The following is a 13,178-nucleotide window of genomic DNA, read 5'->3' as shown; positions in this document are numbered from 1 at the left end:
TCAGCGCGCGCGGCCGCCGGGGGCGGGGCGGCGGCTGGCGGCGTAGCCGAAGCCCGCCGCCAGCAGGATGGCGACAATGGCCGCGCCCTGGTCGATGCCGTTCAGCCACGGGGCGCTGAAGCCGGCGACGCCCCCCAGCGCCAGCATGGCCAGCACCGACAGCACGCGCCAGCCGGTCGCGGACGGCAGGGCGGCGGCCAGCACCAGCATCAGGCCCCAGAGGGTGAAGACGGCCTGGACTTCGTGCCCCGCGCGGTCGGGCAGGGTGGCGGGGAGCAGGCGGTTGGCCAGGAAATAGCCCGCGAAGGCGACCGGGATGCCGGCGATCATGCCGGCATTCAGCCGTTCGACCGCTTCGGTGGATTTGCCCTGCCGCCGGCGGCGCAGGGTGCGCAGCCGCAGGCCGCTGGCGATGACGGCCGCCAGCAGCAGGCCGCAGACGAAATAGAGCCACCGCGTGAGCGGCGGCGCGAACCGGGCGACATGCAGCCCGTAGAGCGTGGCGAATGTCGAGATCATCGGCCTGTGTTCGCGATAGTCGGCCAGGATGCGCCCGGTCGTGCCGTCGAAGCGCAGCACGTGGGAGTCGAAGCCGACATGCCTGCCGTTGCCGCCGATGGCGATGAGGGTCGCGGCGGCGTCGCCGGGGTTGTAGACATAGATCTGGCCGATTCCGTCGGGGCCGAAGCGCCGGGCGGCCTCGTGCAGGATCGGCTCCATCGGGGCCAGCGTGCCGGGGGTGCCGGTGGCCGGCCGGGCCGCCATCGCCGGGGAGAGCGCGTCCTGGAATTGGGCGGGCGCGCCGCGATAGGCGGACAGGATGCCCCATGGCAGCAGCAGGCTGGCCAGCGTGACCGCGCCCGAGAACGCGATGACCAGGTGAAAGGGCAGCACCGTCACGCCCAGCAGGTTATGGGCGTCCAGCCAGCTTCTCTGCCCCTTGTGCGGCCGGAAGGTGAAGAAATCGGCGAAGAACCGCCGATGGGCGACGATGCCCGTGACCAGGGCCAGCACCAGCGCCATCGCGGCGACGGCGGCGACCAGCCGGCCGAACGGATAGGGGATCTGGAGTTCGAAGTGGAAGCGGTAGAAGAATTCGCCGCCCAGCGTGTCGCGGATCGTGTCCGGCGCCCCTGACGCCGGGTCCAGCGCGTGCTGGACGAACGGGCCGTCCGGCTGCTGCCAGACCGCCCAGGTGAACGGGGCGCGGGGATTTGCCGCCGTGAGGTACCAGGCGGGCGAGCGGGGCGCATGATCGTGCAGCCAGTCGATGGCCGCGATCGTGGCCCGCACCGGATCGGCGGTGCGCCCTGCCAGTTCGGGCCGCATCCAGACGTTGATTTCGGACCGGAAGACGCTGAGGGTGCCGGACAGCACGATCGCCAGCAGCACCCAGCCGGTGAGGATGCCCGTCCAGTCGTGCAGCCATGTCATCGCGGCGCGGAAACCGGGCCTCACGGTCGCCACCCGCCGAGTAGCGCCAGGGCCGCCAGCACCGCGGCGATGCCCGTGATGGCGATGCAGACATGCAGCGACGCGCGCAGCGCGAACCCCAGCATGACCATGGCCGGCCAGAGCAGCAACCCGGCCAGCAGGCCGGCCGTCACGTTTTCGGCGCGCGACCAGGGCAGGCACCAGGAAAGGGTGATCGCGGCCATGGCCGCGATGCCGTACCCGCCGATGATGGCCGTGGCCGTGCGGACGAGCATGCTCATGCTCATGCCTGTGCGCCCGGCGGCCCGGCGGCGATTACCAGGTGTAGCCAATGGTGGCCTGGGCATTGCGGCGTTCGCCGTAGTAGCAGAATTCCTGTCCATAGGACGCGTAGGCCATGCAGTTGGCGATGAATTTCCTGTCGAAGAGGTTGCGGACGCTGGCCGACAGGGTCCAGCCACGCAGCGAGCGCGACGCATTGGACAGGTCGTAGCGCAGCGATCCGTCGAAGACGGCGTATTGCGGCACCCGGACGCTGCCGTAATCGGCCTCGCCGCCATAGGCACTTGCCGTGTAGCGCATGCCGCCGCCGAACCCGAGGCCTTTCGCCGGGCCGGACGGGATCGTGTAGAAAGCGAACAGCGAGGCATTGCCCCTGCCCGACTGGAGCAGAGGCTTGCCGGTGGAATCGTCATGGACCTTCTGGACGCTGACGGCGGCGTCGATCATCAGGTGCCGGAAGGCTTCGGCGTGGGCTTCGAACTCGAAACCGTCGGAATGCACCAATCCGCTCTGCGTGGAATAGCCGGTGCTGCCCACGGCGACCAGGACATTGGTCTGCTCGATATGGAAGCCGGCGGCGGTCAGCAGGAGCGAGGTGCCCGGAAGCTGATATTTCACGCCACCTTCAAGCTGCTTGCCGACCGATGGGTCCGCCTGGTGGAGCGTCGCGCCGCCATTGGAGGATACCAGGCCGGATTGCGGCTGGAAGGATGTCGAATAGCTGATATAGGGCGCCAGCCCGAAATCGAAATGGTACAGGCCCGATGCGCGCCATGTGATCTGGGTGGGGTGCTGCCGGGTCGTGCCGCCATACTGATTGTCGACCTGGCGCGAGCGATACCAGTCGTTACGGAGACTTCCTGTCAGGATCAGGCGATTCCAGCGGATTTCATCCTGCCCGTAGGCGCCGGCCTGATGGGAATCCGTCCGGTAGTTTACCCACGGGGCCGGGGTGGGGATGACCATGTGGTAGTCGGGGTGGAAGATGTCCAGGTTGGGGGCGCCGCCATATTGTCCGATTTCCGTTGCATCCTGCTGCATGTAATCGAAACCGAACATCATCGTATGACGCAGCGGGCCGGTCCGCACGTGGCCCTTGAACTGGCTGTCGAAGGCCAAATTGTGCGCGTGTTCCCTGGTCGCGATGGCGGAGCGGCTCAGGAGGCCCGCGTTTTCGTCGGCGTAATATCCCATGTCGTACACGCTGCGATATTCGGTCATGATATCGTCGTATCGGCCGCGCGAGGTGAAGCTCCAGTCCTTGTTGAACCGATGATTGAAGATAAAGGTGATCGCACCCTGGCGGCGGTTGAATTTCTCGAACGAGGTGTCGCCATCGTAGAAATTGCGCGGCAGGTAGCCGAACGAGGCGGGCTTGAGCGAGCCGACCAGCGGGACGCCGCCATAGGTGCCGTTCTCGGGGTCGTACTGGTAATTGCCCAGCAGCGTCAGCGTCGTCGGCCCGTCGCCGCCGAAGGTGAAGGACGGGCTGATGGAAAAGCGCCGGCTGCCTGTCCTGCTGAGCTGGGTGTGCTGGCCGTTGACGGTGCCGTAGATCCGGTAGCGAACGAGGCCGTCATCGGTCGCGAAGCCGCCGACATCGGCATCCACGCGATAAAGGTCGAAACTGCCGCCGGTTGCGGCGATGCCGCCATAGGAGCGCAGGTTGGTCGGCAGCTTGCTGGACAGCGCGACCAGGCCGCCCGGGCTGGACTGGCCGTACAGCGCCGATGCCGGGCCCTTGAGGATTTCCAGCCGGTCGAGGCGCGCGGTGTCGGTCTGCGCGACGGCATAGCCCGTCGGGCTGCCTTGCAATTTAAGGCCGTCGAGGAAGGTCGGTACCTGGAAGCCGCGCAGCAGGAACAGGTCGTAGCGCGTGCCGACCCCGCCGCGCAGGTCTGGTGTGACGCCCGCCGCGTAGCGGACGGCCTGGTTCAGGTTCAGCACGCCGCGCACGTCCATTTCCGCACGGGTGACGACGGTGACGGATTGCGCCGTGTCGATCAGCGGCGTGTCGCTCTTGGTGGCCGACGAGGCGACCGTCGCGGCACGGCGGGCGCGGACGACGATATGTTCGGCTTTCGTGGTGGCGGGATGATCGGCGGGCGTTTTTTCCCGCGCTGCCGGGGCCTTGCCGCTCCGGATCTGTTCGGCGGGCCTGGGCTGCGTGGCCCCCGCCGCCAGGACGGGTGTCGTGGCCAGCAGCAATCCGACGGCCATCGAAAAGGGTCTGGAAGAAAATATTACGGCTGTCACACGCGCTCTCCATTCGGGCGGCGCACTATCATGCGTATGCGAATTAATCGCAAATAAATTTTGCAATTGCCCCGGTCATCAGGCGGGGCGACCGCCAATGGAATTGCGGCGGGGTGGTCAGACGGTGAACTGTTCCGCCAGGATGCGCTCGGACAGGCTCTGGTCCGCATCGAACAGAAGGGTGGCGTGGAGCGTGCGGTCTTCCGCGATTTCGACCCGGACCACGTCGCGCACTTCCGTGAAATCGGCGACGGCGGCGACGGGGCGTTTCTCGCTTTCCAGGATCGTCAGCGTCACCCGCGCGGTGGAGGGCAGCAGCGCGCCGCGCCAGCGGCGGGGACGGAAGGCGCTGATCGGGGTCAGGGGCAGGAGATTGGCCGAGAGCGGGACGATCGGTCCGTGGGCCGACAGGTTGTAGGCCGTCGATCCGGCGGGGGTGGAGAGCAGCACGCCGTCGCAGATCAGCTCCGGCATCCGCACCCGGTCGTCGACCGCGATTTCGATCTTGGCGGCCTGGCGTGTCTGCCGGAACAGGAACACGTCGTTCAGGGCCAGGGCGGTGGTTTCCACGCCGGCCCTGTCGACCGAACACATGCGCAGAGGGTGCAGCGTCGCGGCCTGGGTGCGGGCCAGATGGGCCGGCAGGTCGTCGGGCAGCGCGGGATTCATCAGGAAGCCGACCGAACCGCAATTGATCCCGTACACCGGCGTCGGTTCGCCCAGCATGCTGTGCAGGGTTTCCAGCATGAAACCGTCGCCGCCCAGGCAGATGACGGCATCGGCGTCGGGCGGGGCGAACTGGCCATAGCGGGCGACCAGGTCGTCCCGCGTGCGGCAGGCCTGCTCGTTGGGGGCCGAGACGAAGCACAGGCGGCGCGGGGCGCCGGCATGGGGCCAGACGGGGGGATGGACGTCGGTCATCGTGCGGTCATGGCCCGGGGCGTTGTCGTCAGGATCGGTGTCGTTATGGGGTCAGGCGGCGATGGGCCAGCACCGGCATGCCGGTGCGGACCCGTTCGACCTGCTCCAGGTTCAGGGTCGCCGTTGCCCAGCCGATGCCGTTCGCGGCCTGGGCGACGACGGTGCCCCACGGGTCGATGACCATGGAATGGCCATAGGTCCGCCGGGGGTGGCCGCCCGCGTCGACATGGGTGCCGGTGGTGCCGCAGGCCACGACCCAGCACTGGGTCTCGATCGCGCGGGCGCGCAGCAGGGTGGCCCAGTGGGCCTCGCCCGTTTCGGCGGTGAAGGCCGCCGGCAGCACGATCACGTTCGCCCCCCGCCGGCGCAGGGCCAGGAACAGCTCGCCGAAGCGAAGGTCGTAGCAGATGGCCAGCCCGGCGGTGAACGGCCCGACCGGCAGGGTCACGATCTCGCTGCCGGGGGCATAGGTATCGCTCTCGCGGTAGCCTTCGCCGCCGGGGGTGGTGATGTCGAAGAGATGGATCTTGCTGTAGCGCGCGCGCTCCACCCCGTCGGGGCCGAAGACCAGGCTGGTGTTCAGCAGCCTGTCGCCATGGCGCTGGCCGATCGAGCCGCCATGCAGCGTGATGCCGTGGGCGCGCGCGGTCTCGGACAGGAAACGATAGAGCGGGCCGGCGCCGGCCGTGGCGCCGGGGGTAGGCAGTTCCTCGGCGTTGGCGAACTTGGTCTCGGCCGTGCCGCCCAGGCAGCTCCAGATTTCGGGCAGCACCACGAGGTCGGGCCGGTCGGCGGCGACGGCGGCGGCGACCAGGTCGCGTGCCTGGGCGATATTGTCCGGCAGGGACGAGCCGGGGGCCATCTGGACGACAGTGGTGCGCACCTGACACTCCGCGCGAAAGGGAACGCGGCCGGAGCGGCCGGTCCATGATCCGATCCGAAACGGGGATCGTCAGCCGCCATGTATAAGGGGCGTGCCGACCCGCCCGCAACTGCCGGCCGCCTCGCGGGCCGGTTTTCCTTGCGGGCCGCCTCGACGCGGGCGGGATCCGGTCTATGCTTGGCAGGCGTTATCCGGAGTGCCCATGGCCCGCTCATCGTCCCGTTTCGTCATCTATGCGGCCCTGGGAGGCAATCTGCTGGTCGCCGTCGTCAAGTTCGTCGCCGCCTTCCTGACCGGCAGCGCCGCGATGCTGAGCGAGGCGATTCATTCGCTGATCGACACCGGCAACCAGATGCTGCTGCTGGTGGGGCTGCGCCGCGCCGCGCGGCCGGCCACCGCCCTGCATCCGTTCGGCTACGGGCTGGAGCTGTATTTCTGGACCTTCGTCGTGGCGCTGCTGATCTTCGGCCTCGGGGCCGGCGTCTCGGTGATCGAGGGGGTCAGCCGGATCCGCCATCCCCAGCCGGTGGACCATGTCGTCGTGAATTATGTGGTGCTGGCGCTGGCCATCCTGTTCGAGGGCTCGGTGTGGCTGACGGCGCTGCGGGAGTTCCGTCGCCACGGCAAGGGCCGGCGCGGCTGGATCGAGGCGGTGCGCCACAGCAAGGACCCGACCGTCTTCACCGTCTTGTTCGAGGATACGGCGGCGCTGTGCGGGCTGATGGTCGCGCTGCTGGGCAATATCCTGTCGGAAACGCTGGACCTGCCGTTGCTCGACGGCGTGGCTTCGATCCTGATCGGCGTGATCCTGACCGTGACCGCCGGCTTCCTGGCGCGGGAAACCCAGTCGCTGCTGACCGGCGAGGGCATGGCGGCGGAATCCCTGGCCAGGGTCCGGACCCTGGCCCTGCGCGAACCCGGCGTGCTGGGACTGAACGAAATGCGCTCGATCCATTTCGGCCCGTCGGACGTGCTGGTGGCCCTGAGCCTGGATTTCGACGACGGGTTGAGCGCCGGGGACGTGGAACGGACGGTCTCGCACATCGAGGAACAGATCCGTGCGGCGGTGCCCGAGGTGACGCATGTGTTCATCGAGGCGCAAGATGCGTCGGCGCGGATGGCGCGGGGGAAGCGGTAAAGGCTGTTCTTTTTTTGAAAAAAAAGGACCAAAAAACTTTGATTCGTTTGGGAGATTTTTCTGGGGACACGCGAAGTCCCTGAACGGATAAAAGTCTTTTTTCTTCTTTTTCTTCAGAAAAAGAAAAGGCTCACTCCTCACTCACGAACGACGCCGCCGGATATCCCTGCGCGAACAGCAGCGCGCGCAGGCTGGCATGGTCCACCCGGTTGCCGATCGCCGCGCGGACGATCGGCTTGGCGTGGAAGGCGATGCCCAGTCCGGCATCCTTCAGCATGGCCAGGTCGTTCGCGCCGTCGCCGACCGCCATGGTGGCGGCGGGTTTCAGGCGCCCGTCCCCGGCCAGGCGGCGCAGATGGGCCAGCTTGGCGTCGGGGCCCAGGATCGGCTCCTCGACCGAGCCGGTCAGGATGCCTTTCCGGATCTCCAGCACGTTCGCGTGGTGTTCGGCAAAGCCGCACAGGGCGGCGACGCGGCCGGTGAAGAAGGTGAAGCCGCCGGACACCAGCGCGGTGCGGGCGTTGCGCGCGCGCATGGTGGCCACCAGGTCGCGCGCCCCCTCGGTCAGGCGGACGTCCTTCCACGCGGTTTCCAGCAGGGTGGCGGGCAGGCCGGCCAGCAGGGAGACGCGTTCGCGCAGGGCGGCGGCGAAATCGATCTCGCCGTTCATCGAGCGGCGGGTGATCTCGGCGATCCGTTCGCCGATGCCGGCATGGGCGGCCAGGTCGTCCAGCGTTTCGTTGGCGACGATGGTGCTGTCCATGTCCGCGACCAGAAGCCCTTTGCGTCGTCCGCGCGAACGCGTCAGAAGGACGTCGATCTGGCGCGGGCCGAAGACGGCGCGCATCGTGTCCAGCGTCGGCATGCCCGCGTGGGGGGCCGGGCTGGGAATGTCCACCGCCTCGCCGGGCGAGAGGATGACGGGGACGCCGCCCTTCACCATGTCCCGCGCGGCGCGGGCATCGGCGTCGGTCAGGGTCGTGGCGTCGCGGCGGGCGACGAGCGTGATGGTATGGGACAGCGACATGACGAACAGGCGTGTGACAGGGAAGGCGGCATGACGCAAGCGGTGGATCCGTCCCGGCGGCCGGTGGTGGTGATCGCCGGGCCGACCTGCTCGGGCAAGTCCGCGCTGGCGCTGGCGGTGGCGCGCGCGGTCGGTGGCGTGATCGTCAATGCGGATTCGATGCAGGTCTATCGCGAATTGCGGATCCTGACCGCCCGCCCGGGCCCGGATGACGAAGACGCGGTGCCGCACCGTCTGTATGGTGTGCTGCCCGCCGCGCAGGCCGGCAGCGTCGCCTGGTGGCGGGGCCGGGCGATCGGCGAAATCGAGGTTGCCTGGGCGGGTGGAAAGGTGCCGGTGCTGTGTGGCGGCACCGGCATGTATCTGCGCGCGTTGACCGACGGGCTGACCGATATCCCCGACCCCGGTGCCGATGCCCGGGCGGAGGCGCGCCGACTGGTCGAGGAGGAAGGGTCGCCGGCCCTGCATGCCCGGCTGGCGGCGGTCGACCCCGAAAGCGCGGCGACCCTGCGCCCTTCCGATGGCCAGCGCGTGGCCCGCGCGTGGGAGGTCTGGTCGGGCACCGGGCACGGCATGGCCCATTGGCGGCGGGAGGCGACGCTGCCGCCCCTGGCCTGCCACCGGGTGGCGGTGCGGCTGGAACCGCCGCGCGATATGCTGCGCGCGGCCATCGCGCGGCGGTTCGCGGCGATGCTGGAGGCGGGCGCGCTGGAGGAAGTGCGCGCGCTGCTGGCGCGGGACCTGTCGCCGGCCCTGCCGGCGATGCGAGCGCATGGCGTGCCCGAACTGGCCGCGCATCTGCGCGGGGAACTGGCGCTGGACGAGGCGGCGCGCCGCGCTGTGCTGGCGACCGGCCGCTATACGCGGCGGCAGACGACCTGGTTCGCCCATCACGACCTGGCCGAAGCGGTCGATACACGGGTGAGCGACGCCCGCTTCGGCACCGATACGCAACAAATGGAAAGAAATTACGCCGATCTCATTTCTTTTATTCTAAAGCGGATTGACGCCGGCCGGCAGTTTCCCTAAACCCACCCGACATTCCGTCCGGAGGGGCCTGTGGTCCCGCATCAAACACGCCGGATGGAGGAGCAGGGACATGAACGCGACACCCAACCTGAACGACCTGAAGCCGAACACCCATGCCCATGGAGCGGACATTGTCCTTTCCGGCGCCGAGGTTCTGCTTCGCGTTCTCGTCGAGCAGGGGGTCGAGGTTATCTTCGGCTATCCGGGTGGCGCGGTGCTGCCGATCTATGACGCGCTGTTCCGGCAGAACGCGGTGCGTCATATTCTGGTCCGGCACGAGCAGGCGGCGGTGCATGCGGCCGAGGCCTATGCGCGTTCGACCGGCAAGGTCGGGGTGGTGCTGGTCACCAGCGGCCCCGGCGCGACCAATGCCGTGACCGGCCTGGTGGATGCGCTGATGGATTCCATCCCGGTGGTGTGCTTCACGGGGCAGGTCGGCGTGCCGCTGATCGGCACCGATGCGTTCCAGGAGGCCGACACCACGGGCATCACCCGTCAGGCCACCAAGCATAATTACCTGGTGAAGAACCCGGCCGACCTGGCGCGCGTGGCGCACGAGGCCTTTCACATCGCCCGCAGCGGCCGCCCCGGCCCGGTGGTGGTGGATCTGCCGAAGAACATTACGGTGGGGCCGGCGCCCTATGCCCCGGCATCGCGCGCGCCGCATCCGTCCTACCGTCCGCGCATCGAGCCGGAGCGCGAGGCGGTGGTGCGCGCCGTCGCGGCGATGAAGCGCGCGCGCCGTCCGCTGTTCTATACCGGCGGCGGCGTCATCAATGCCGGCCCGCAGGCCAGCGAGGCGCTGGGCCGGCTGGTGCGCAGGACCGGGTTCCCCTGCACCTCGACCCTGATGGGGCTGGGCGCCTATCCGACCACCGACGGGCAGTTCCTGGGCATGCTGGGCATGCACGGGACCTACGAGGCCAATCTGGCCACCCATGGCTGCGACGTGCTGGTCGCGCTGGGTGCGCGGTTCGACGACCGGGTGACCGGGCGGCTGGACGCGTTCTCGCCGGACTCGTTCAAGATCCATGCCGATATCGAACCCTCGCAGATCAACAAGATCGTGCAGGTCGACGTGCCGATCGTCGGCGATGCCGGCCGGGTGATCGAGATGATGCTGGAGGAATGGGAGCGTCAGGACGGCGCGCCCGATCCGGCCGCGCTGGCCCAGTGGTGGCGGCAGATCGAGGCATGGCGCGGCATTCGCAGCCTGCATTTCGACCAGGACATGGCGCCCTCGGCGATCATCCGGCCGCAGCACGCCGTGCGCCGGCTGTATGAACTGGCGATGGAGACCGGGCGCGACACGTTCGTCTCGACCGAGGTCGGGCAGCATCAGATGTGGGCGGCGCAGCATTTCCAGTTCGACCGGCCGAACCGCTGGCTGACCTCCGGCGGGCTGGGCACCATGGGTTATGGCCTGCCGGCGGCGGTGGGGGCGCAGATCGCGCATCCCGACGCGCTGGTGATCGACATCGCGGGCGAGGCCTCGACCCTGATGAACATCCAGGAACTGGGCACCATCGCGCAGTATCGCCTGCCGGTGAAGATCTTCATCCTGAACAACCAGTATATGGGCATGGTCCGCCAGTGGCAGGAATTGCTGCATGGCTCGCGCTATTCCGAAAGCTACAGCGCGGCGCTGCCGGATTTCGTCCGCCTGGCCGAGAGTTTCCACGCCAAAGGGATGCGCGCGACCTGCGTGGGCGAGCTGGACGACGTGATCCGCGCCATGCTGGCCGAGCCCGGTGCGGTGGTGGCCGATATCTGCGTGGCGCAGGACGAGAACTGCTACCCCATGATCCCGTCCGGCGCGGCCCATAACCAGATGCTTCTGGGCCCGGAGCAGGAAGGCGAGGTCAAGGTCAGCGCCGAGGGCCGCATGCTGGTCTGATCCGACGCGTCTTCGCCCCCGGCCTGCGCGGCCGCTTCCTTTTATATATGCCGGCACCGGGGTTCGCCCCGGGCCGGGTTCTGTTCAGGAATTCCCATCATGACCATGCAGGACGAGACGATTGTCTCCGCGGTCATCTCCATTCTGGTGGAAAACGAAAGCGGTGTGCTGGCCCGTGTGATCGGGCTGTTTTCCGGGCGCGGCTACAATATCGAAAGCCTGACCGTGGCCCCGGTCGAGCAGTCACGCCATCAGTCGCGCATCAATATCGTGACCTCGGGCACGCCGCAGGTGATCGAGCAGATCAAGGCCCAGGTCGGGCGGCTGGTGCCGGTCTATCGCGTGGCCGACCTGACGCAGGTGGGCCCGCATGTCGCGCGTGAAATGGCGCTGGTGAAGGTCGTCTCGACCGGCGAGGCCCGGACCGAGGCCCTGCGCATCGCCGAGGCCTTTCGCGCGCGCGCGGTGGATACCACCGCCACATCCTTCGTCTTCGAGCTGACCGGTGCGACCGACAAGCTCGATTCGTTCATCGACCTGATGCGTCCGCTCGGCCTGGCCGAGGTGTCCCGTACGGGCGTGGCCGCGATCATCCGGGGGCCCCGGACGATCTGACCGCGGGTCATGCAGTCTTTCGTTTCAACAGGAGGTCTTATCATGCGCGTGTATTACGATCGCGACGCCGACGTGAACCTGATCAAGTCCAAGAAGGTCGCGATCATCGGCTATGGCAGCCAGGGCCACGCCCATGCCAACAACTTGAAGGACAGCGGCGTCACCGAGATGGTGATCGGCCTGCGTCCGGGCTCGACCGCCGTGGCCAAGGCCGAGGCCGCCGGCTTCAAGGTCATGGACCCCTCCGCCGCCGCCGCCTGGGCCGATGTGGTGATGGTGCTGACGCCGGACGAGGGCCAGGGTGCGCTGTACAAGGAGCATCTGGAAGCCAACCTGAAGCAGGGCGCGGCGCTGGCCTTCGCGCATGGGCTGTCGATCCATTTCCGCATCATCGAGGCCCGTCCGGACCTGGACGTGTTCCTGATCGCGCCCAAGGGCCCCGGCCACACGGTGCGGTCGGAATATCAGCGTGGCGGCGGCGTGCCCTCGCTGGTCGCGGTGGCGCAGAATGCGTCGGGCAATGCGCTGGAAATCGCGCTGTCCTATGCCTCGGCCAACGGCGGCGGCCGGGCCGGCATCATCGAGACGACCTTCAAGGAAGAGGTCGAGACCGACCTGTTCGGCGAGCAGGCGGTGCTGTGCGGCGGCCTGGTCGAACTGATCCGTGCGGGCTTCGAGACGCTGGTCGAGGCCGGCTATGCCCCCGAGATGGCGTATTTCGAGTGCCTGCACGAAACCAAGCTGATCGTCGACCTGATCTATGAAGGCGGCATCGCGAACATGAACTACTCGATCTCGAACACGGCGGAATACGGCGAATACGTCACCGGACCGCGCATCGTGACGCCCGAGACCAAGGCCGAGATGAAGCGCGTCCTGACCGACATCCAGGACGGCACGTTCGTGCGCAACTTCATCCTGGAAAACCAGTCGGGCAATGTCGGCTTCAAGGCCATCCGCGCCCGCAACAATGCCCACCAGATCGAGCAGGTCGGCGAGAAGCTGCGCGCGATGATGCCGTGGATCGGCAAGAACGCGCTGGTCGACAAGACCCGCAACTGATCACGATACGGGCCGGGCGGGCGGTTGTGCCCGCCCGGCGCTTTTTCCGGACCCTGCCTGCTGGTCCCACGGGATGACGGTCAGGTCCGGCCAATGGCCGCGCCATCGCGCCGTCTTCTTTTCGTAGAGTTCGCGGGTGATCTGTCTCTTGTTGGCACGGACGACAGGTGCCAGCAGATCGGACAGCCCAAAGGGCGCGCAAAGCGCGAATGCCCCGTTGCCGGGACGCACGCCCACCGCTGTCGCCGTCGTCGGGAATGTCGTGATGGCCTGTTCCACCGACCGATAGGGCATGATGGGGTACCCGAACTTTTCTTCGTACCACACATGTACCCGGGCCTGGTTCTTGACATCCACCCGGACGGGCAGTCCGGCGAACAGGCGTTCGATGCGCGCCGCGTGCGCGGCTTCGGCGTCTTCGCCGAGATTTTCATCGAAATAGACGATGTCGATGTCGTCGATGCCGTGGTCGGGTGGCAGGCCGAACGCATGGTTCCAGACCGTTTGTGCGATGGCTCCCGCGACCAGCCATGCGTGGGGCAGCGCTATCTGCGTCCAGTGCTCGAGAACTGGGTTCAGAAGCGGGCTTTGCGAAATGAGGGCGCGTAATCCATTCTGCTGAAAAGTCATCGCG

12 protein-coding genes are annotated in these 13,178 nt (G+C 67.7%); 5 read left to right on the top strand and 7 right to left on the bottom strand.

From position 1 onward, the window contains the following. The 5 genes from HLH48_RS13880 to HLH48_RS13860 all read right to left on the bottom strand — a co-directional run bounded on the left by HLH48_RS13880 (position 1) and on the right by HLH48_RS13860 (position 5,776). A complete protein-coding gene (locus tag HLH48_RS13880; protein ID WP_343065419.1) occupies positions 1-1,458 on the bottom strand; it encodes a PepSY-associated TM helix domain-containing protein in 1,458 nt (485 codons plus the stop codon). After that, on the bottom strand, positions 1,455-1,715 hold the full coding sequence (locus tag HLH48_RS13875; RefSeq protein ID WP_182998086.1) for a hypothetical protein: 261 nt from the start codon (positions 1,713-1,715) through the stop codon (positions 1,455-1,457). Before HLH48_RS13875 ends, HLH48_RS13880 begins: the two co-directional genes overlap by 4 nt. A 34-nt stretch (positions 1,716-1,749) precedes the next feature. Continuing rightward, positions 1,750-3,936 carry a TonB-dependent siderophore receptor gene (locus tag HLH48_RS13870; protein WP_182998085.1) on the bottom strand — a complete coding sequence of 729 codons (2,187 nt, stop codon included), beginning with the start codon at positions 3,934-3,936 and terminating at the stop codon, positions 1,750-1,752. A 153-nt stretch (positions 3,937-4,089) separates the two neighbouring features. Further along, the gene (locus HLH48_RS13865; protein WP_182998084.1) at positions 4,090-4,893 is read right to left on the bottom strand and encodes an NAD kinase; all 804 of its coding nucleotides are present in this window, start codon (positions 4,891-4,893) and stop codon (positions 4,090-4,092) included. Positions 4,894-4,936: 43 nt separating this feature from the next. Next, complete coding sequence (locus tag HLH48_RS13860) at positions 4,937-5,776, bottom strand: carbon-nitrogen hydrolase family protein (protein ID WP_182998083.1); 840 nt, start codon at positions 5,774-5,776, stop codon at positions 4,937-4,939. A gap of 202 nt (positions 5,777-5,978) precedes the next feature. On the opposite strand from HLH48_RS13860, the gene HLH48_RS13855 reads away from it, so the two are divergent. Continuing rightward, the gene (locus tag HLH48_RS13855; protein WP_182998082.1) at positions 5,979-6,914 is read left to right on the top strand and encodes a cation diffusion facilitator family transporter; all 936 of its coding nucleotides are present in this window, start codon (positions 5,979-5,981) and stop codon (positions 6,912-6,914) included. 130 nt (positions 6,915-7,044) lie between these two features. Here the strand turns inward: HLH48_RS13855 and serB are convergent, their stop codons facing one another. Beyond that, positions 7,045-7,941 carry a phosphoserine phosphatase SerB gene (serB, locus tag HLH48_RS13850; RefSeq protein WP_182998131.1) on the bottom strand — a complete coding sequence of 299 codons (897 nt, stop codon included), beginning with the start codon at positions 7,939-7,941 and terminating at the stop codon, positions 7,045-7,047. 30 nt (positions 7,942-7,971) lie between these two features. On the opposite strand from serB, the gene miaA reads away from it, so the two are divergent. The 4 genes from miaA to ilvC all read left to right on the top strand — a co-directional run bounded on the left by miaA (position 7,972) and on the right by ilvC (position 12,544). Then, the gene (gene miaA / locus HLH48_RS13845; protein WP_182998081.1) at positions 7,972-8,970 is read left to right on the top strand and encodes a tRNA (adenosine(37)-N6)-dimethylallyltransferase MiaA; all 999 of its coding nucleotides are present in this window, start codon (positions 7,972-7,974) and stop codon (positions 8,968-8,970) included. A gap of 70 nt (positions 8,971-9,040) precedes the next feature. Further along, positions 9,041-10,867, top strand: a complete 1,827-nt coding sequence (gene ilvB, locus HLH48_RS13840; RefSeq protein WP_182998080.1) for a biosynthetic-type acetolactate synthase large subunit — start codon at positions 9,041-9,043, stop codon at positions 10,865-10,867. A gap of 105 nt (positions 10,868-10,972) precedes the next feature. Continuing rightward, positions 10,973-11,482 carry an acetolactate synthase small subunit gene (gene ilvN, locus HLH48_RS13835; RefSeq protein ID WP_373320211.1) on the top strand — a complete coding sequence of 170 codons (510 nt, stop codon included), beginning with the start codon at positions 10,973-10,975 and terminating at the stop codon, positions 11,480-11,482. Between the two features lie 42 nt (positions 11,483-11,524). Beyond that, positions 11,525-12,544 (top strand): ketol-acid reductoisomerase, encoded by a 1,020-nt coding sequence (gene ilvC / locus HLH48_RS13830; RefSeq protein ID WP_182998078.1) that lies wholly within the window; start codon positions 11,525-11,527, stop codon positions 12,542-12,544. On the opposite strand, the gene HLH48_RS13825 is transcribed toward ilvC, so the two are convergent. Continuing rightward, on the bottom strand, positions 12,545-13,174 hold the full coding sequence (locus HLH48_RS13825; RefSeq protein WP_182998077.1) for a nucleotidyltransferase family protein: 630 nt from the start codon (positions 13,172-13,174) through the stop codon (positions 12,545-12,547). It lies immediately after the preceding gene. Positions 13,175-13,178 lie beyond the last annotated feature (4 nt).

Origin of the sequence: Gluconacetobacter sacchari, from assembly GCF_014174255.1 — a bacterium.
Classification (GTDB): domain Bacteria; phylum Pseudomonadota; class Alphaproteobacteria; order Acetobacterales; family Acetobacteraceae; genus Gluconacetobacter; species Gluconacetobacter sacchari.
This window is presented reverse-complemented; position numbering and strand designations above follow the sequence as displayed.

Bases quoted from the DNA above. Each gene is read 5' to 3' on its own strand.
- ilvN (WP_373320211.1), top strand. From the start codon at position 10,973: ATGCAGGACGAGACGATTGTCTCCGCGGTCATCTCCATTCTGGTGGAA.
- serB (WP_182998131.1), bottom strand. From the start codon at position 7,941: ATGTCGCTGTCCCATACCATCACGCTCGTCGCCCGCCGCGACGCCACG.
- miaA (WP_182998081.1), top strand. From the start codon at position 7,972: ATGACGCAAGCGGTGGATCCGTCCCGGCGGCCGGTGGTGGTGATCGCC.
- ilvC (WP_182998078.1), top strand. From the start codon at position 11,525: ATGCGCGTGTATTACGATCGCGACGCCGACGTGAACCTGATCAAGTCC.
- HLH48_RS13855 (WP_182998082.1), top strand. From the start codon at position 5,979: ATGGCCCGCTCATCGTCCCGTTTCGTCATCTATGCGGCCCTGGGAGGC.
- HLH48_RS13870 (WP_182998085.1), bottom strand. From the start codon at position 3,936: ATGGCCGTCGGATTGCTGCTGGCCACGACACCCGTCCTGGCGGCGGGG.
- HLH48_RS13875 (WP_182998086.1), bottom strand. From the start codon at position 1,715: ATGAGCATGCTCGTCCGCACGGCCACGGCCATCATCGGCGGGTACGGC.
- HLH48_RS13865 (WP_182998084.1), bottom strand. From the start codon at position 4,893: ATGACCGACGTCCATCCCCCCGTCTGGCCCCATGCCGGCGCCCCGCGC.
- ilvB (WP_182998080.1), top strand. From the start codon at position 9,041: ATGAACGCGACACCCAACCTGAACGACCTGAAGCCGAACACCCATGCC.
- HLH48_RS13825 (WP_182998077.1), bottom strand. From the start codon at position 13,174: ATGACTTTTCAGCAGAATGGATTACGCGCCCTCATTTCGCAAAGCCCG.